At 71.8% G+C, this 16558-nt stretch carries 18 protein-coding genes and 2 pseudogenes; 10 read left to right on the top strand and 10 right to left on the bottom strand.

Translation table 11 applies throughout. From position 1 onward, the window contains the following. Positions 1-63 precede the first annotated feature (63 nt). The 6 genes from ACIRQ9_RS20675 to ACIRQ9_RS20650 all read left to right on the top strand — a co-directional run bounded on the left by ACIRQ9_RS20675 (position 64) and on the right by ACIRQ9_RS20650 (position 6344). The gene (locus tag ACIRQ9_RS20675; RefSeq protein WP_404175082.1) at positions 64-1299 is read left to right on the top strand and encodes an Ig-like domain-containing protein; all 1236 of its coding nucleotides are present in this window, start codon (positions 64-66) and stop codon (positions 1297-1299) included. A 176-nt stretch (positions 1300-1475) separates the two neighbouring features. Further along, the gene (locus ACIRQ9_RS20670; protein ID WP_404175079.1) at positions 1476-2702 is read left to right on the top strand and encodes an Ig-like domain-containing protein; all 1227 of its coding nucleotides are present in this window, start codon (positions 1476-1478) and stop codon (positions 2700-2702) included. Positions 2703-2731: 29 nt separating this feature from the next. Then, positions 2732-3499 (top strand): enoyl-CoA hydratase/isomerase family protein, encoded by a 768-nt coding sequence (locus ACIRQ9_RS20665; RefSeq protein WP_404175075.1) that lies wholly within the window; start codon positions 2732-2734, stop codon positions 3497-3499. 185 nt (positions 3500-3684) lie between these two features. Then, a complete protein-coding gene (locus ACIRQ9_RS20660; protein ID WP_404175072.1) occupies positions 3685-4293 on the top strand; it encodes an ATP-binding protein in 609 nt (202 codons plus the stop codon). A 63-nt stretch (positions 4294-4356) separates the two neighbouring features. Continuing rightward, positions 4357-5151 (top strand): polysaccharide deacetylase family protein, encoded by a 795-nt coding sequence (locus ACIRQ9_RS20655; protein WP_404175069.1) that lies wholly within the window; start codon positions 4357-4359, stop codon positions 5149-5151. Continuing rightward, positions 5151-6344 (top strand): YncE family protein, encoded by a 1194-nt coding sequence (locus ACIRQ9_RS20650; protein WP_404175066.1) that lies wholly within the window; start codon positions 5151-5153, stop codon positions 6342-6344. Before ACIRQ9_RS20655 ends, ACIRQ9_RS20650 begins: the two co-directional genes overlap by 1 nt. 9 nt (positions 6345-6353) lie before the next feature. Here the strand turns inward: ACIRQ9_RS20650 and ACIRQ9_RS20645 are convergent, their stop codons facing one another. After that, positions 6354-6986, bottom strand: coding sequence for a GNAT family N-acetyltransferase (locus tag ACIRQ9_RS20645; protein WP_404175062.1), 633 nt, complete (start codon positions 6984-6986; stop codon positions 6354-6356). 53 nt (positions 6987-7039) lie between these two features. On the opposite strand from ACIRQ9_RS20645, the pseudogene ACIRQ9_RS20640 reads away from it, so the two are divergent. Together ACIRQ9_RS20640 and ACIRQ9_RS20635 are read left to right on the top strand one after the other, a co-directional pair. Further along, a pseudogene (locus ACIRQ9_RS20640) lies at positions 7040-7210 on the top strand (MerR family transcriptional regulator); the annotation flags it as partial. A 138-nt stretch (positions 7211-7348) separates the two neighbouring features. After that, positions 7349-7561, top strand: a complete 213-nt coding sequence (locus ACIRQ9_RS20635) for an EF-hand domain-containing protein (protein WP_404175138.1) — start codon at positions 7349-7351, stop codon at positions 7559-7561. 66 nt (positions 7562-7627) lie between these two features. On the opposite strand, the pseudogene ACIRQ9_RS20630 reads toward ACIRQ9_RS20635, so the two are convergent. Further along, positions 7628-7948, bottom strand: a pseudogene (locus ACIRQ9_RS20630) (ABC transporter ATP-binding protein); the annotation flags it as partial. A gap of 4 nt (positions 7949-7952) precedes the next feature. On the opposite strand from ACIRQ9_RS20630, the gene ACIRQ9_RS20625 reads away from it, so the two are divergent. Both ACIRQ9_RS20625 and ACIRQ9_RS20620 read left to right on the top strand, forming a co-directional pair. Further along, entirely contained in the window at positions 7953-8123 is a 171-nt protein-coding gene (locus ACIRQ9_RS20625) for a hypothetical protein (RefSeq protein ID WP_404175147.1), read from the top strand. A gap of 69 nt (positions 8124-8192) precedes the next feature. Continuing rightward, the gene (locus ACIRQ9_RS20620; RefSeq protein ID WP_404175059.1) at positions 8193-8891 is read left to right on the top strand and encodes an NADPH-dependent F420 reductase; all 699 of its coding nucleotides are present in this window, start codon (positions 8193-8195) and stop codon (positions 8889-8891) included. 91 nt (positions 8892-8982) lie between these two features. Here the strand turns inward: ACIRQ9_RS20620 and ACIRQ9_RS20615 are convergent, their stop codons facing one another. From ACIRQ9_RS20615 to gcvH, 8 genes are all read right to left on the bottom strand, one after another. After that, positions 8983-9543, bottom strand: coding sequence for a glycoside hydrolase family 25 protein (locus tag ACIRQ9_RS20615; protein ID WP_404175056.1), 561 nt, complete (start codon positions 9541-9543; stop codon positions 8983-8985). An 81-nt stretch (positions 9544-9624) separates the two neighbouring features. Continuing rightward, positions 9625-10137, bottom strand: coding sequence for a helix-turn-helix domain-containing protein (locus tag ACIRQ9_RS20610; protein ID WP_404175053.1), 513 nt, complete (start codon positions 10135-10137; stop codon positions 9625-9627). Between the two features lie 209 nt (positions 10138-10346). After that, positions 10347-11771: a SagB family peptide dehydrogenase gene (locus tag ACIRQ9_RS20605; protein WP_404175050.1), complete on the bottom strand. Its 1425-nt coding sequence runs from the start codon at positions 11769-11771 to the stop codon at positions 10347-10349. 49 nt (positions 11772-11820) lie between these two features. After that, positions 11821-13104, bottom strand: a complete 1284-nt coding sequence (locus tag ACIRQ9_RS20600) for a YcaO-like family protein (RefSeq protein ID WP_404175047.1) — start codon at positions 13102-13104, stop codon at positions 11821-11823. A 79-nt stretch (positions 13105-13183) separates the two neighbouring features. Next, positions 13184-13342, bottom strand: a complete 159-nt coding sequence (locus ACIRQ9_RS20595) for a hypothetical protein (RefSeq protein WP_404175043.1) — start codon at positions 13340-13342, stop codon at positions 13184-13186. A 104-nt stretch (positions 13343-13446) separates the two neighbouring features. Continuing rightward, a complete protein-coding gene (locus ACIRQ9_RS20590; protein ID WP_404175040.1) occupies positions 13447-14814 on the bottom strand; it encodes an L-serine ammonia-lyase in 1368 nt (455 codons plus the stop codon). Between the two features lie 56 nt (positions 14815-14870). Next, on the bottom strand, positions 14871-16133 hold the full coding sequence (gene glyA / locus ACIRQ9_RS20585) for a serine hydroxymethyltransferase (RefSeq protein WP_404175037.1): 1263 nt from the start codon (positions 16131-16133) through the stop codon (positions 14871-14873). Between the two features lie 31 nt (positions 16134-16164). Next, on the bottom strand, positions 16165-16542 hold the full coding sequence (gcvH, locus tag ACIRQ9_RS20580) for a glycine cleavage system protein GcvH (RefSeq protein WP_351323430.1): 378 nt from the start codon (positions 16540-16542) through the stop codon (positions 16165-16167). Positions 16543-16558 lie beyond the last annotated feature (16 nt).

Genomic DNA, 16558 nt, shown 5'->3' with positions numbered 1-16558 from the left:
TTCTGCCCAGTGCCGGCGTCGCACTCACGTTTCCCCGGGGCGGGGCCGGTCGTTGAGTCCCACGTGAGGCATCCACAACGGCGCGCACGGCGCGCGGGGGCCGCGCTGGCCGCGGTACTGACATGGGCGGGGCTGCTGGCGGGCGCCGCCGGCTGCTCCTCGGACGACGGAGCGGGACTCGGCATCGACCACGTCCTCGGCGGGGCACCACCCGCCCCCGAGGACGTCATCCGCATCTCCCCGGGCGACGGCACCAAGGCCGTACGCCCGGGCGCACGGCTGACGGTACGGGTGCCCGGCGGGCGCCTGGAGTCCGTCAGTGTCGTCAAGTCCCAGGACGCCCAGGACTCCCCGGTCCCCGGGCACGTCGCCGCGGACGGCACGACCTGGCAGCCCGACGACCCGAAACTCGCGCTCGCCGCCAAGTACACGGTCGACGCCGTCGCCCGGGACGGCGACGGCCGCCGCTCGGCCCGGCACACCACCTTCACCACGTTGGTCCCCGACGAACGCTTCATCGGGTACGTCACCCCCGAGAACCGCGCCACCGTCGGCACCGGCATGATCGTCTCCCTCGCCTTCAGCCGCGACATCGACAACCGCGCGGCGGTCGAGCGGGCGGTGCGGGTCAGTGCCCGGCCCGACGTGGAGATCCGTCCGCACTGGTTCGGCAAGAACCGCCTCGACTTCCGCCCCGAGCACTACTGGCGGCCCGGCACGGTGGTCACCGTCGGTCTCGAACTGCGCGACGTCGAAGGCGCCCGCGGGGTCTACGGCCTGCAGCACAAGACGTTCACCTTCACCGTCGGCCGCAGCCAGGTCTCCCTGGTCGACGCGGCCAAGCACACCATGGAGGTCCGCCGTGACGGCAACCTCCTGGCCACCGTGCCGATCACCGCGGGCGCGCCCGCCCACACCACCTACAACGGGAAGATGGTGGTGATGGAGATGCATGAGGTGACCCGCATGAACAGCCGGACGGTCGGCTTCGGCGGCGAGTACGACATCCCCGACGTCCCGCACGCCCTCAAGCTCACCGACTCCGGCACGTTCCTGCACGGCAACTACTGGGCGCCGGACGCGCCGGGACGCGTCAACGTCAGCCACGGCTGCGTGGGCCTGCTCGACGTGAAGGGCGGCAGCTCGGACACCCCGGCCGGCTGGTTCTACGACCGCTCCCTGATCGGGGACGTGGTCGAGGTCGTGCACAGCAACGACAAGACGGTGGCCGCCGACAACGGCCTCGGCGGCTGGAACATGGGGTGGAAGGAGTGGAAGGCGGGCGGCGCGCTCACGTGACCGGTCGCCGCCGGTCCGGTGCCGGGCGGAGACCTCCGCGCGAGGCGACGGAAGTTGCGACGCAACGGTGACATTCGCCCAACACCACGCTCAAAACCCTCCGGTTACTATGCGCAAATGCGCGGGCGGAACGCGCCGGGGTGGGCCTGACCAGGCCCTCGGAGGGGAGAACGACTTTGAACGTACGGCCGATATCGGGGGCGGCGGTCCGGACCCGTGGCAAGGGTCTGGCCGTCGTGGCCGGGGTTCTGCTCATGGCGGTCACCGCGTGCGGGGGCGGCGCCTCCGGCAAGGGGGACGGGGCCGGCAAGGAGAAGGACTCGACGACGCAGGCGAGCAAGCAGTCGCTCGCCACCGTCAGCATCAGCCCCAAGTCCGGTGCGACCGACGTGGACACCAGCGGGGCGCTCAAGGTCAGCGCGGCCAAGGGCCGGCTGACCGACGTGGAGGTCAAGGACTCCAAGGGCCACCAGGTCGAGGGCACGATCGCGGCGGACGGGGCCGGCTGGACGCCGGCCGGGCACCTCGCCAGCTCCACCAAGTACACGGTGCACGCGGTCGCCAAGGACTCCGCGGGGCGTGAGTCGGCCGAGGACGCCACGTTCACGACGCTCACCCCGAAGAACACCTTCACCGGCTACTTCACGCCCGAGGACGGTTCCACGGTCGGCGTCGGTATGCCGTTCTCCATCCGGTTCACCCGGGGCATCACCGCCCCGGCCGCCGTGGAGAAGGCCATCACCGTCAAGACCGAGCCGGCGGTCGACGTCGAGGGCCACTGGTTCGGCAACGACCGCCTCGACTTCCGTCCCGAGCACTACTGGAAGTCCGGCACGAAGGTCTCCGTCACGCTGAACCTGGACGGCGTCCAGGGCCGTGACGGCGTCTACGGCAAGCAGGCCAAGACGGTGAAGTTCACGATCGGCCGCAACCAGGTGTCCGTCGTCGACGCCAAGAAGCACACCATGAAGGTGATGCAGGACGGCAAGGTCGTGAAGAACCTCGCCGTCACGACCGGCAAGCCCGGCTACGACACGTGGAACGGCCAGATGGTCATCAGCGAGAAGCTGCGGGTGACCCGGATGAACGGCGAGACGGTCGGCTACGGCGGCGAGTACGACATCAAGGACGTGCCGGACGCGATGCGGCTGACCACGTCGGGCACCTTCATCCACGGCAACTACTGGGGCGGGGACGCCTTCGGCAACTACAACGCCAGCCACGGGTGCGTGGGGCTCCGGGACGTCCGCGGCGGCGGCGACCGCGGGGTGCCGGCCGCGTGGTTCTTCGACCACTCGATCATCGGCGACGTGGTGACGGTCAAGAACTCGCACGACGAGACGGTCTCCCCGGACAACGGCCTCAACGGCTGGAACATGTCCTGGAAGCAGTGGACCGCGTGAGGGCGGTGAACGCCCGCTAACCTGCGGGCATGACTGTGACCCTCGAAGTGGCCGAAGGTGTCGGGACCCTCCGCCTCGACCGGCCCCCGATGAACGCCCTGGACGTCGGCACCCAGGACCGGCTCAAGGAACTGGCGGAGGAGGCCACCCGTCGCGCGGACGTCCGCGCCGTCGTCATCTACGGCGGTGAGAAGGTCTTCGCGGCGGGGGCCGACATCAAGGAAATGCAGCACATGGACCACGCGGCCATGATCGTGCGCTCCCGTGGTCTCCAGGACGCCTTCACCGCCGTGGCCCGCATCCCGAAGCCGGTCGTGGCCGCCGTCACCGGATACGCCCTCGGCGGCGGCTGCGAACTCGCCCTGTGCGCCGACTTCCGGATCGCCGGCGACAACGCCAAGCTCGGTCAGCCGGAGATCCAGCTCGGGCTGATCCCGGGCGCCGGCGGCACCCAGCGGCTGCCCCGGCTGGTCGGCCCCTCCAAGGCCAAGGACCTGATCTTCACCGGCCGCATGGTCAAGGCGGACGAGGCCCTCGCCATCGGTCTGGTCGACCGGGTCGTGCCCGCCGCCGACGTCTACACCGAGGCGCACGCCTGGGCGGCCCGGCTGGCGCGGGGGCCCGCGATCGCGCTCCGCGCGGCCAAGGAGGCGGTCGACACCGGTCTGGAGACCGACCTGGAGACCGGGCTCGCCGTCGAACGGAACTGGTTCGCAGGGCTGTTCGCGACCGAGGACCGCGAGCGCGGTATGCGCAGTTTCGTGGAGGAAGGGCCGGGCAAGGCCAAGTTCCTCTGATCCCGCGTCGGTTGTGAAACCTCGCCGAACCGCTTGCAATTGACGTGATGTCTCGTTCCCGGTCCCTCGACGGGGCGGTTTATGGGAGCCTTAACGCACCCTTAAGTCTGCCTTGTCGAGGGAGCCGTCGATTGCCCGGAGACGCGTCGTCACCGCAGGTGGGGCAGGCCGTGAGCGCCCCTGAAATGCCATGGGCATATGCCGTTCGACCGGTGCCGGACGGGAGTGCGACGGGGGCGTATTCCTCCGGAACGGCCCCGGAGGCCACGCCGGACGGCCATGATGGGGGCATGGCGGGGCTGGAGGGCATCGAACAGCCGCGGGGACACAGCCGTGCGGCCGCGGCGCGGTGGTCGCCTGCGGTCGAGGACGAGCGGGCACTGAAAGCGATCGAGCTGTTCGGCAACCCGACGGAGGCCGAGGTCCCGCTGCCGTCCCGCCCCGAGTCCGCCGCGACCGCCCGCCGGCTCGTCCAGGTCGTCGTCCTGCGCCAGTGGCGGCTCAGTCCCAAGACGACCGAGGATGCCGTCTTACTCGTCTCCGAACTGGTGGGCAACGCCGTACGGCACACCGGCGCCCGCGTGTTCGGACTGCGGATGCGCCGCCGCCCCGGCTGGATCCGCGTCGAGGTGCGGGACCCCTCGCGCGGGCTGCCGTGCCTGATCCCGGTCCAGGACACCGACATCAGCGGGCGCGGCCTGTTCCTGGTGGACAAGCTGTCGGACCGCTGGGGCGTCGACCTGCTGCCGCGCGGAAAGACCACCTGGTTCGAGATGCGCGTGGCGGACCGGTAAGCGGCTCGCCTGACAAGCCCCCTATCAGGTCAATCACCCGTTTTCTTACCCCACCCCCCTTAAATGGGACGGGTGACCACCTCCAACCGACGCGGCGTCCTCCGCGCAGGCGCCGGCCTCATCGCCGGAGGCACACTCGCCACGGGGTGCGGCACCACCGGTACGGGCGCACCGCCCCCGCACCTGGCCGCCAACCTCGCATCGACCACCCCCACCTCGGCCGCGCCCTCCGCGCCCGCCCCGCGCGCCTTCCCCGGCCTGCCGCTGCAGATCACCCACGGGCCGCGCACGAGCACCGCCGTCGCCCTCACCTTCCACGGCCAGGGCGACCCCGTCCTCGCCACCCGGATCCTGACCACCGCCGAGAAACACGGCGCCCGCCTCACGGTCCTGGCCGTGGGCAGCTGGCTGGACGCGTCTCCGGCCATGGCCCGCCGCATCCTCGACGGTGGCCACGACCTCGGCAACCACACCCAGCGGCACGTCTCCGTCAACGCCATGGCCGAGGCCGGTGCCCGCGCGGAGATCACCGACTGCGCGGACCGGCTCCGACGGCTCACCGGCTCGATCGGCAGCTGGTTCCGCCCGTCCAGGTCGCCCACCGCGTCGCCGCTCGTCGCCCGGCTCGCCACCGAGGCCGGCTACCGGCACGTGCTGTCGTACGACGTCGACTCGCTCGACTACACCCGGCCCGGCGCGGCCGCCATCACCCGCAAGGTGCTCGCGGAGGTCACCGGCGGCTCGGTGGTGAGCATGCACTTCGGCTATCAGGACACGGCCGACGCCCTCCCCGACGTCCTCCACGAACTCGACCGCCGCGGACTGCACGCGGTCACCACCACGGAGCTGCTGAGCTGATGCGAACCACGAAAGCCGCCCGGCTGCCCGCCGCCCTCGCCGCCCTCGCCGTCCTCGCGCTGCTGTCCGCGTGCGGCGGCGGATCCGGGGACCCCGAGACCCCGGCCGCCCGCAGCACCGCCCCCGCGCAGGCGGAGGCGAAGAAGGCGCAGCCGGCCGTCGACGTCCTGCCGGGCATGCCCCCGGTCCTCGACCCGCACGACGTGTACGCCGCCGACCGCCCCGGCAACCTGTCGCCCGTCGTCAAGGACTTCCCGACCCGGATCTACGTCCCCAACACCAACTCCGACACGGTCACGGTCATCGACCCGAAGACCTACCGGGTCACGGAGACCATCCGGGTCGGCCGGCAGCCCCAGCACGTCGTGCCGTCCTGGGACCTGAAGACCCTGTGGGTCAACAACGACCTCGGCAACAGCCTCACCCCCATCGACCCGCGCACCGGCCGGGCCGGACAGCCGGTGCCCGTGCACGACCCCTACAACCTGTACTTCACGCCCAACGGCAAGTACGCGATCGTGATGGCCTCCAACGACCGCCAGCTGGTCTTCAGGGACGCCCACACCATGAAGACCGTCAAGGCCGTCCCGGTCACCTGCTACGGCGTCAACCACGCCGACTTCTCCCTGGACGGCCGGTACTTCATCGTCTCCTGCGAGTTCAGCGGAGAGCTGCTCAAGGTGGACACGGAGAAGATGGAGGTGCTCCGGCACGAGAAGCTGCCGTACCACGGAGCCATGCCGCAGGACGTCAAGGTCTCGCCCGACGGCAAGCTGTTCTACATCGCCGACATGATGGCCGACGGGCTGTGGATCCTGGACGGCGACCACTTCACCAAGCCCGCGTTCCTGGCCACCGGCAAGGGCGCGCACGGCCTGTACGTCAGCCGGGACTCCCGCGAGATGTACATCTCCAACCGGGGCGAGGGCACCATCTCGGTCTTCGACTTCGCCCGGAAGCAGCTGACGAAGAAGTGGCAGCTGCCGGGCGGCGGCAGCCCGGACATGGGTGGGGTGTCCGCGGACGGCAAGGTGCTGTGGCTGTCAGGCCGGTACAACTCCGAGGTGTACGCCATCGACACCGGCACCGGCGCCGAACTGGCCCGCATCCACGTCGGCAGCGGCCCGCACGGCCTCGCCGTCTACCCGCAGCCGGGCCGCTACTCCCTCGGCCACACCGGCATCTTCCGCTGACCGCCGGGCTCACGCCCGCAGCAGCAGCGCCTCGGCGCCGACCGGCCGGTAGCCGGCCGCCTGGAACGCCCGCACGCTGCGGGCGTTCCCCGGCGCGACCTGCGCCCACAGCGGCTCCCCGGCCAGCTGCCGGGCGGCGGTCACCAGCGACCGGCCCAGCCCCCGCCGACGTACCGCCTCGTCCACCTCCACCGAGACCTCCAGGCGCCCCGCGACCCCACGGCCCAGCACCACCACGCCGCCCTCCGCCGCCCAGGCCCGCACCTCGGTACGGCGGGCGCGGGCATAGGCGACCAGGGCGTGGCCGGGACCGGTGAGTTCGGTCAGCGGAAGGCCGGGGCGGCCCGGGAGCGGCTGCGCGACCAGCAGCGCGTCGACGGTCTCCTGCTCACGGCCGGTACGGTCCATCAGGGCGGTGAGGAAACGGGCGTTCATGGTCGCGCACAGCGGATCGCACGGGATCGCGCGCAGGGTTTCGTGCACCCACCGCGGGTCCTCGTCGGTGAAGACCACCGAGTGCGCGGTGAACGAGAGGACCCCCGCGTCCCGGGCGGACGGCTGCGGGACGACGGTCGTACGGCCGTCGGCCGGCGGGAACGCACCGCGGGCCGCCGCGTCGAGAATGTCCGCCAAGGTCTCCATGGCCGCGCCCGCTCCTTGAGTCTCCACCCACTGGAAGGTTCACACTCGCAGACGTGGTCGACGACAGCACCGGACTTCTCACCATCGGTGAGCCGGCCAGGTCCACCGGACTGACCGTGCGCACCATCCGGTACCGGTCCGACGAGGGCGTGCTCACCCGGGTGGGCCGCTCCGCCGGCGGCCACCGGCTGTACGACACCGAGTTCCTCGCCCGCCTCGAACTGAGGGACGGCCCCTCGCACGTCACGCGCAGGAGTTCACCTGGACGGCCGCGGCCCTGCGGGCTCGCCCGGACCGTTAATCTGACCTGCGACAGCACGCCGACATGGCACAGGCACGACGAACAAAAAGGGGCGGATCCGGTGGCGGACATCGAGGAAGCACGCAAGCAGTTCGAGCGGATCGATGCGGACGGTGACGGCTTCATCACCGCCGACGAGTTCAAGTCCGCTCTCGCGCAGGGGGGCGACTGGAACGTCACCGTGACGGTGGCCGAGGCCATCATCAAGACCCGTGACCTCGACGGCGACAAGGTCCTGTCGTTCGACGAGTTCTGGGCCCACCTGAACAAGTAGGCGCCGGCGGCGCGGCGGAAGGGGGCCCGGAACCCGGGCCCCCTTCCGCGTGTCCGGGGCCGGATCTCACGCGCGGGACTCGACGCGCACGGTCCAGCGGCCGCCGTGCCGCTCCAGGGTCAGCGGCAGGCCGAGGCACGTGCCGACCCGGTCGCCGGTGAGGACCTCGGCGCCGGGGCCCTGCGCCAGCGCCCGGCCGTCGCGCAGGAGCAGGGCGTGCGTGGTGCCCGCCGGCAGCTCCTCCAGATGATGGGTGACCAGGACGGTCGCCAGGTGCGGGTGCGTGCGGCGCAGCGCGTCCAGCGCGCCGAGCAGCCGCTCCCGGCCCGGCAGGTCCAGGCCCGTGGCCGGTTCGTCGAGCAGCAGGAGCCGGGGTTCGGGCATCAGGCCGGTGCTCCGGGCGGGCCTGATCGAGCTGCTGGCGCTGACCGGTCTGCGTGCCGCCGACCCGGGCACCGGGGACGAGGCCCACGCGGCGCTTGTGCGGGCGCTGGCGGCCGGTGACGCCGAGGCGGCGGTGCGGGTGCTCGGGGCGGAACTGGCCGATCCGTTCGGCGGCTGAGCGCTCACCCGGTCGGCTCAGCCGTGGAATAGGTCCCGCGCGCCCGGGGTTGTCGCCGCATGCCAGTGCATGCATGCGCGTGCATCGAATCGCGAAAGGCCAGTCATGAAGATCGGCATCATCGGCGCGGGCAACATCGGCGGCAACCTCACCCGGCGGCTGACCGCCCTCGGCCACGAGGTGTCCGTGGCGAACTCGCGCGGACCCGAGACCCTGCGCGACCTCGCCGAGGAGACGGGGGCGACGGCCGTGCCGGCCGAGGAGGCCGCGCGCGGCGCCGAGGTCGTGGTCGTCACGGTCCCGGTGAAGGCGGTCCCCGCCCTGCCCGCGGGCCTGCTGGACGGCGCGGCGGCGAACGTGGCCGTGATCGACACCGGCAACTACTACCCGCGCGAGCGCGACGGCCGCATCGACGGGATCGAGGACGGGGACCTGACCGAGAGCCGCTGGACCGAGCGGCAGATCGGACACTCCGTGATCAAGGCGTTCAACGGCACCTACGCCCAGGACATCCTGGACCGCCACCGTCCCGCCGGTGACCCCGACCGCCAGGCCGTCCCGGTCTCCGGCGACGACGAGGCGGCCAAGCGGGTCGTCCGCGCCCTGATCGACGAACTCGGCTTCGACACGGTCGACAACGGCGGCATCGACGACTCCTGGCGCCAGCAGCCGGGCACCCCGGTGTACGGCCTGCGGGCCGGCGCCGAGGAGGTGCGCAAGGCCCTCGCGGAGGCGTCGCCCGAGCGGCCGGAGGCCTTCCGGGGATAGGCCGGGCTCCGGGGACGACCCGGGGCGCGCGCCGCGCCCGTCGGGCGGCCGGCGGCGGGAGGGTTCCGGGGAGCCCGGTCCCGCCGCCGGCTCAGCCGCCCTTCACCGCCCAGGACTTGAGGGCCGCCTTGGAGGCGAAGTCCGCCACGTTCTTGTCGTGCGGGTCGCTGGTGTACTGGTGGAAACGCCAGTCGGCCTGGATGCGCGGGTGCCCGGCGCTGACGTAGTCGGCTATCCACAGGCCGTCGCCGGCGAACGAGGTGGTGTCGACGTTCAGCCAGAAGTCGCGGTTGGTGTAGAGCACCACGCGGTGGCTGGGCCGCAGCCGCTGCACCGCGCGGATGAAGCGGTCCTTCTCGGCGTTGCTCGCGTGGGTGCCGGCGCCGGTGGTCTCCCAGTCGACGGCGAGGATCTCGCCCGCCTTCTCGGGGGCGTGCTGGACGAAGTACTGGGCCTGGGCGTCGAGGTCACCGGGCCACAGGAAGTGGTAGTAGCCGACGACCAGTCCGGCGTCACGGCCGGTCCTGGTCTGGGCGGCGAGCTTGGGATTGACGTACGAACGTCCCTCCGTCGCCTTGATGAAGACGAAGGAGACGCCGTCGGTGTCGTAGGCGGAGGACTGGTACGCGCTCACGTCGATACCGTGCAGCATGTGGGGGACTCCCCGGGGAGCAGGAATTGAGAGTGCGTGTTCCGTATTCCCCGGATCCGCACCGCCGACCCTCTCGTGCCGTCAGGGCGCGTCCTTCCCGCGGTGGGCTTCGATGTGGCGCGTCGGGGTGGTGCCGAAGGCGGCCTTGAAGTGCCGGACGAAGTGACTGGCGTCCGAGAAGTGCCATCGTGCCGCGACCTCGGAGATCCGCCGGGCGGGGGACGAGCCGAGGAGTTCGTCGTGCGCCCTGTGCAGACGCCGGGCGCGGGCGAAGGACATGACGGAGTCACCGGACCCGGAGAAGGAACGGTGCAGCGTCCGCAGGGAGACCCCGAGGACCCGCGCGATCAGCGCGGGCGACAGGTCGGGCCGGTCCAGGTTCGCCTCGATGGCACTCCTGGCCGCCCGCAGGAGCGGCAGCGACGGGCCCTGTGCACCGGGGCCGGGGAGCTCCTGCGGTGTTCCCTCCGGGGCCGTCCGGAGGCCGCACCCGCCTTCCGCCGCCCTCGCCGGGCCGGTGAACGGGGCGTCCGCGGAGGGGAGATGCGGTGCCTCGTCGGTGCGCGCCGCCCGACCGAGGACCCTGTCGGCCATCCGTACCCTCCTCCGCTCCCCGGGACCGCGACCGCCCGAGCGATCGCCGTGGGGTCAAGAGAACCGGTCGGCCGTTCACGGCCGGTCTACGGCTGGTTCACGTCCGGTCCACGACGGACCCCGGCACCCGCCGCGAAGTGCGGGGACGGCGAACAGGCAGGGGCGGACGGGGTGTTCGGCGCGGTGACCGCCTGCACCGGCGCGATCCGTCACGGATCGCCGGCGGCCCGGCTTCCGAGGACGAACTCGCCCACCGTCGACTCGGTCTCCCAGGGCAGCCCCGTCGCCGCGGCGAAGGCGTCGCTGTCACCGCTGCCCAGAGCGCACCCCGCCAGCCCCATGGCCGTGGCGACGCTGTACATCACCTGGTAGAGCACGCCCACGTGCTTGAGGGTCATGGCGTACCCCATCGCGGAGTACTTCCACATGACCCGCCCGAACCGCGCGGTGACCAGGAAGGTCACCTGAGGGGGAGAGGACATCAGCGCGGTCAGCCGTGCCATCTCCGAGAGCCGTCGCACGGCGGGACCCGGCGGCGTGACCAGTTCCAGCACATGCCGCTCGGGGTCGTAGTGATAGAGGCCCGACGGCACCCCGTCGACCCGCTCGACGAGCGGATAGATCTCCAGCTCGTGGCTGCGGCCGCCGGACGGATAGGGCCGGTCGCCCAACTCCTGCTTCCCGTCCCCGCGCACGCCCCGGTTGCGGGCACAGCGGTACAGGAACTCGCCGAGCCGGGCGACGGTGAGCGGTGCCGCGTCGTCGTGGCGCCGCAGCGAACGGCGGTCCTCCAGCGCCTCGGTGAGGGTCATGTCGCGGGACCGCAGCTCCCCCAGGTCCGCCGCGGGCAGCGGGACCACCGGCCCGCCGAAGGGCGGACGGACGGCGGGCAGGGGGTCGGCGATCCCCTCGGCCCAGCGGGTGCCCCCGAAGGGCGCGTCGTGCCGGCCGTCCCGGCTCCGGCTGTGGAACAGCATTTCGTGCGGCGCCCATTGGGCGTAGCGGAACGCGCGCTCGTGGCCGCCGTCCCGCGGGACGAGGAAACCCTGCCGTGCCAGGGCGCCGAGGACCGCCGGAACCGCCTCGCGCCACTCCACGGGATGCGGCCGCTCCGCCCCCGCGTCCCGGGCGGTCCGTACGGGCAGCGAGGCCAGCAGGCCCACCAGCCCCGCGTCGTGGATCTCCACCGCGACATGCGCCAGCGGCGACTCCAGCACCATCCCCGACGTGTCCGCGCGCAGCACGGCGAACCGGGACAACCGCAGATCCGCGGGGTCCGGCGCGGCGGGGGAGGGGGCCGGGGGCGGGGCGGCCGGGCCGAGCGGCCGGAAGGTCAGCAGCCGTGTCCGGCCGGCCGTCAGCGTCGACGAGAGCCAGCCCTGCGCCCGCAGCCCGCGCACGAGTTCGCGCACCCGGGGCAGGTCCGGCTCGGCCACCCGGCTCCGGACGGCGCTCAGCAGCGACTCGTCGTCCGCGGCCTGTGCGCCCAGCACCTCCAGGGCCGCGCTCTGGCACGGTGTCAGCGCGCCGAGGAAGGTCCCTCGCTGCCCGGCGTAGACGCGGGTGGCACCGGAGGCGTCCGGTACGACCCGGGCGTCCGGGCGAAGCCGCAGGAGTTCACGGATGCCGGTCACGTCGTCTCCGCATCTCCGCCTCTCCGGGACCGCGGGGAGCCCAGGCGGGTCAATTCCCCAGGTAGTGGCGTCCGCGCGGGCCGGGAACGACCGTGACGCCGTCGGTCACGAGCATGAAGCGCTCCATTCCAGGAACGAAGACGTTGACCACGGCGAGGCCTCGCGGGGTTTCGGCCCGGCGGCGCAGGACCGGAAACCCGTGGCCGGAAAGGCGGCGCAGCAGTTCGTCCAGATGCTCCCGGGGCGTCGCCGGATGGCTCGTCGACTCGAACGGCACCGGCTCGGCGGTGGGCAGCAGCGCGGTGAAATCCGCCAGCCGGCAGGACCGCAGTGCCGGGAAGTCCCGCGTACCGTCGTGCCGCGGGAACATCGCGGAGGGAAAGAGGGCGTCCGCGTCGGCGAACTGCGCGGCACCCTGGATCTGGATCAGTTCGCTCAGCGCCCGGTGCGCCGCGTGGTCGGACGACAGGGACGCACCGCAGCCGCGGATACGGGCGGGATCTCCGTCGTGGGGCGGCAGGAAGGCGAGGTAGGCCGGAACCGCCACGTCCGTGGTCATGTCGATCAGGTGGACGCTCCGGCCGGTCACCTCGTCGGCCAGGTCCGCCAGCCGCGCCAGGGCCGCGGGCAGCGTGGCCCGGTCCACGACGCGCAGCGGCGGACGCCTGCGGCGGAGGAACTGGCCGATCAGCAGCAGCGAGAAGGCGTCGCGTTCCACGACCTCGTTGAGCGCGTGCACCGTGGCCTCGTCCACCGTGACACCCGAGGCCCAGCCGTTGTTGCTGGAGTACCGCCACACCGCGGAGTAGTCGTAGGTGTCGCCGAGAGCGGCACGGAAGGACGGATCGGCGTCCACGTAGCCGGGCGTGGACAGGAAGACGGGCACCGGGACGGCCGCCCCCGAGAAGACGTCCTCGTACTCCAGGCACCCGATCTCGCCGTCCGCGAACTCGCCGAGCAGCCGGACGGCCTGGTCCTGGAACAGAGGGCTGTCGTGGTGGGCGAGCGCGTGGGCCCGCTCGCCGCGCACCGCGCCGGGATCGAAGCAGCCCTTTTCGCTCACGTAGTGTTCGAGGGCTTCGAAGAGGGCGCCCACCCGTGCCGTCTCGGAAGCGCCCTTTCCCAGGCCGAATCCGTCCTCGACCCGGGTCGCGCCCTTTCTCAGTTCGCACGCCCACGCCCCGGACTCCGCCTCCAGAACCGGCACGAAACGGGCTTCGAGGCCCAGCGAGCGAGCGGCGGACAGACCCTGCCGCAGGGCGTCGGCGAGTTCGTTCTCCCGTTCGCCGGCCTGGATCGGCCCGGCGACGTCCACCGTGGCGCCTTCCGTCATCAATGACCCCTCTCGAAGTGAGAAAGAGCGCCGCAGCCGACTCGGAGGAGTACGGCTGCGGGCCCGTCGGAGCGTTGACCTATCGGTCGGCGCCGGAAGGAAGCGAGGAGGTGACGGCCTCGTCCTCGAAACCGGTGCTGAGCATGCAGGCCAGGGCCGCGCGCTCGCTCTCCGCGAGAACGACGTCCTCGCTGCCGGTGGCGGCGGTGCACAGCAGCCTGAGGTCTCCTGTACCCATGGAATTGCCTCCCTGGAGTTGTTCCGCTCTTGCCTCGCGGGAGACATTAGGGCGACTCACGGCGCCATGGATTGCACGTCAGTGCCAGGACCGGGCGGCACGCCCTAGCACTCGATGATGTTCACCGCCAGCCCGCCCCGGGCCGTCTCCTTGTACTTGACGCTCATGTCGGCGCCGGTGTCCTTCATGGTCTTGATGACCTTGTCCAGGGAGACCTTGTGGGAGCCGTCGCCGCGCATGGCCATGCGGGCCGCGGTGACCGCCTTGACCGCGGCCATGCCGTTGCGCTCGATGCACGGGATCTGGACCAGGCCGCCGACCGGGTCGCAGGTCAGGCCGAGGTTGTGCTCCATGCCGATCTCGGCCGCGTTCTCGACCTGCTCGGGGGAGCCGCCCAGCACCTCGGCGAGCGCGCCCGCCGCCATCGAGCAGGCGGAGCCGACCTCGCCCTGGCAGCCGACCTCGGCGCCGGAGATGGAGGCGTTCTCCTTGAAGAGCATGCCGATCGCGCCGGCGGCGAGGAGGAAGCGGACCACTCCGTCCTCGTCGGCTCCGGGGACGAAGTTGATGTAGTAGTGCAGGACCGCGGGGATGATGCCCGCCGCGCCGTTCGTGGGGGCGGTGACCACGCGGCCGCCCGCCGCGTTCTCCTCGTTCACGGCCATCGCGTAGAGGGTGATCCACTCCATCGCGTGGGCCAGCGGGTCGCCCTCGGCGCGCAGTTGGCGCGCGGTGACGGCGGCCCGGCGGCGGACCCGCAGCCCGCCCGGCAGGATGCCCTCGCGCGACATCCCGCGCGCGACGCACGCCTGCATCACCCGCCAGATGTCCAGCAGTCCCTCGCGGATCTCGTCCTCGGTGCGCCAGGCCCGCTCGTTCTCCAGCATCAGCGCGGAGATCGACAGACCCGTCTCCCTCGTCAGGCGCAGCAGCTCGTCGCCCGTGCGGAAGGGGTACTTCAGGACGGTGTCGTCCAGCTTGATGCGGTCGGCGCCGACCGCCTCCTCGTCGACCACGAACCCGCCGCCGACCGAGTAGTACGTCTTGGACAGCAGCTCCGCCCCGGAGGCGTCGTACGCCCACAGGGTCATGCCGTTGGCGTGGTAGGGCAGGGCCTTGCGGCGGTGCAGCTTCAGGTCGGCGTCGAAGGAGAACGCGATCTCGTGCTCGCCGAGCAGGGACAGGCGCTTGGCGGTCTTGATCGTCTCGATCCGGTCGTCCGCGCCCTCCACGTCGACCGTGCGCGGCGAGGCGCCCTCAAGGCCCAGCAGCACCGCCTTCGGGGTGCCGTGCCCGTGGCCGGTCGCGCCGAGTGACCCGTACAGCTCGCAGCGCACCGAGGCGACGGAGTCCAGCAGTCCTTCGTTGCGCAGGCGCAGGGCGAACATGCGGGCGGCGCGCATCGGCCCGACGGTGTGGGAACTCGACGGGCCGATGCCTATCGAGAACAGGTCGAAGACCGAGATGGCCACGGGAACTCCTTGGAACAGGGCGGGGGCACACGCCATCGGGTGCCCCCACCAGAGAACTACTTGTTCAGACCGGGGTAAAGCGGGTGCTTGGCCGTCAGTGCCTCGACCCGGGCCGTGAGGGCCGCCGCGTCGTAGGACGGCTTCAGCGCCTCGGCGATCACGTCCGCGACCTCGGCGAAGTCCTCGGCCGTGAAGCCGCGGGTGGCCAGCGCCGGGGTGCCGATCCGCAGACCCGAGGTGACCATCGGCGGGCGCGGGTCGTTCGGGACGGCGTTGCGGTTGACCGTGATGCCGACCTCGTGGAGACGGTCCTCGGCCTGCTGTCCGTCCAGTTCGGACGCGCGCAGGTCGACGAGGATCAGGTGCACGTCCGTGCCGCCGGACAGGACGTTCACCCCGGCCTCGCGGGCGTCGGGCGCGGTCAGCCGCTCGGCGAGGATGCGCGCACCCTCCACCGTACGACGCTGGCGCTCCTTGAAGTCCGCCGAGGCGGCGACCTTGAAGGAGACCGCCTTCGCCGCGATCACGTGCTCCAGGGGGCCGCCCTGGAAGCCCGGGAAGACGGACGAGTTCAGCTTCTTCGCGAAGGCCTGCCGGGCGAGGATGATGCCGCCGCGGGGACCGCCGAGGGTCTTGTGGGTGGTGGAGGTGACCACGTCGGCGTAGGGCACCGGGTTCGCGTGCAGACCGGCGGCCACGAGGCCGGCGAAGTGGGCCATGTCGACCCACAGGTACGCCTCGACCTCGTCGGCGATCCGCCGGAACTCGGCGAAGTCCAGCTCGCGCGGGTACGCCGACCAGCCGGCGATGATCACCTTCGGCCGGTGCTCCTTGGCGAGGCGCTCGACCTCGGCCATGTCCACCAGACCGGAGTCGTCCACGTGGTAGGCGACCACGTCGAACTGCTTGCCGGAGAAGTTCAGGCGCATGCCGTGGGTCAGGTGGCCGCCGTGGGCGAGGTCCAGGCCCAGGATGGTGTCGCCGGGCTGGGCCAGCGCGAACAGGGCCGCCTGGTTGGCGGAGGCGCCGGAGTGCGGCTGCACGTTGGCGTACTCGGCGCCGAACAGCTCCTTCACCCGGTCGATGGCGATCTGCTCGGTGACGTCGACGTGCTCGCAGCCGCCGTAGTAGCGGCGGCCCGGGTAGCCCTCGGCGTACTTGTTGGTGAGGACCGAGCCCTGGGCCTCCATGACCGCGACCGGAGCGAAGTTCTCCGAGGCGATCATCTCCAGGGTGGACTGCTGGCGCACCAGCTCCGCGTCGACCGCGGCCGCGACCTCGGGGTCCAGCTCGTGCAGGGGCGTGTTCAGAACGGACATCTGTTTCTACGACTCCTGTGGGTACGGCGCCTCAGCCGGCGGTGAACGCGGTGTACTCGTCGGCGGAGAGCAGGTCGGCCGGCTCGTCCGCGAACCGGACCTTGAACAGCCAGCCGCCCTCGAAGGGGGCCGAGTTCACCAGGGACGGGTCGTCCACGACGTCCTCGTTGATCTCGGTGATCTCACCGGTGACCGGCGAGTAGAGGTCGGAGACCGACTTGGTCGACTCCAGCTCGCCGCAGGACTCGCCCGCGGTCACGGTGTCGCCGACGGCCGGGAGCTGGACGAAGACGACGTCACCGAGCGCGTTGGCCGCGTGCTCCGTGATGCCGACCGTCGCCACGCCGTCCGCGGCGGCCGACAGCCACTCGTGCTCCTTGCTGTAACGCAGCTGCTGGGGGTTGCTCATGGCCTGAATTCTCCTG

The sequence above is a fragment of the Streptomyces sp. NPDC101237 genome (assembly GCF_044767465.1).
GTDB classification, from domain to species: Bacteria; Actinomycetota; Actinomycetes; order Streptomycetales; family Streptomycetaceae; genus Streptomyces; species Streptomyces gramineus.
This window is presented reverse-complemented; position numbering and strand designations above follow the sequence as displayed.

Coding starts and splice junctions, on each gene's coding strand:
- ACIRQ9_RS20645 (WP_404175062.1), bottom strand. CDS start 6,986: ATGGAGACCTTGGCGGACATTCTCGACGCGGCGGCCCGCGGTGCGTTC.
- ACIRQ9_RS20620 (WP_404175059.1), top strand. CDS start 8,193: ATGCATGCGCGTGCATCGAATCGCGAAAGGCCAGTCATGAAGATCGGC.
- ACIRQ9_RS20615 (WP_404175056.1), bottom strand. CDS start 9,543: ATGCTGCACGGTATCGACGTGAGCGCGTACCAGTCCTCCGCCTACGAC.
- ACIRQ9_RS20595 (WP_404175043.1), bottom strand. CDS start 13,342: ATGGGTACAGGAGACCTCAGGCTGCTGTGCACCGCCGCCACCGGCAGC.
- ACIRQ9_RS20665 (WP_404175075.1), top strand. CDS start 2,732: ATGACTGTGACCCTCGAAGTGGCCGAAGGTGTCGGGACCCTCCGCCTC.
- ACIRQ9_RS20660 (WP_404175072.1), top strand. CDS start 3,685: ATGCCATGGGCATATGCCGTTCGACCGGTGCCGGACGGGAGTGCGACG.
- glyA (WP_404175037.1), bottom strand. CDS start 16,133: ATGTCCGTTCTGAACACGCCCCTGCACGAGCTGGACCCCGAGGTCGCG.
- ACIRQ9_RS20610 (WP_404175053.1), bottom strand. CDS start 10,137: ATGGCCGACAGGGTCCTCGGTCGGGCGGCGCGCACCGACGAGGCACCG.
- ACIRQ9_RS20655 (WP_404175069.1), top strand. CDS start 4,357: ATGGGACGGGTGACCACCTCCAACCGACGCGGCGTCCTCCGCGCAGGC.
- ACIRQ9_RS20650 (WP_404175066.1), top strand. CDS start 5,151: ATGCGAACCACGAAAGCCGCCCGGCTGCCCGCCGCCCTCGCCGCCCTC.
- ACIRQ9_RS20600 (WP_404175047.1), bottom strand. CDS start 13,104: ATGACGGAAGGCGCCACGGTGGACGTCGCCGGGCCGATCCAGGCCGGC.
- gcvH (WP_351323430.1), bottom strand. CDS start 16,542: ATGAGCAACCCCCAGCAGCTGCGTTACAGCAAGGAGCACGAGTGGCTG.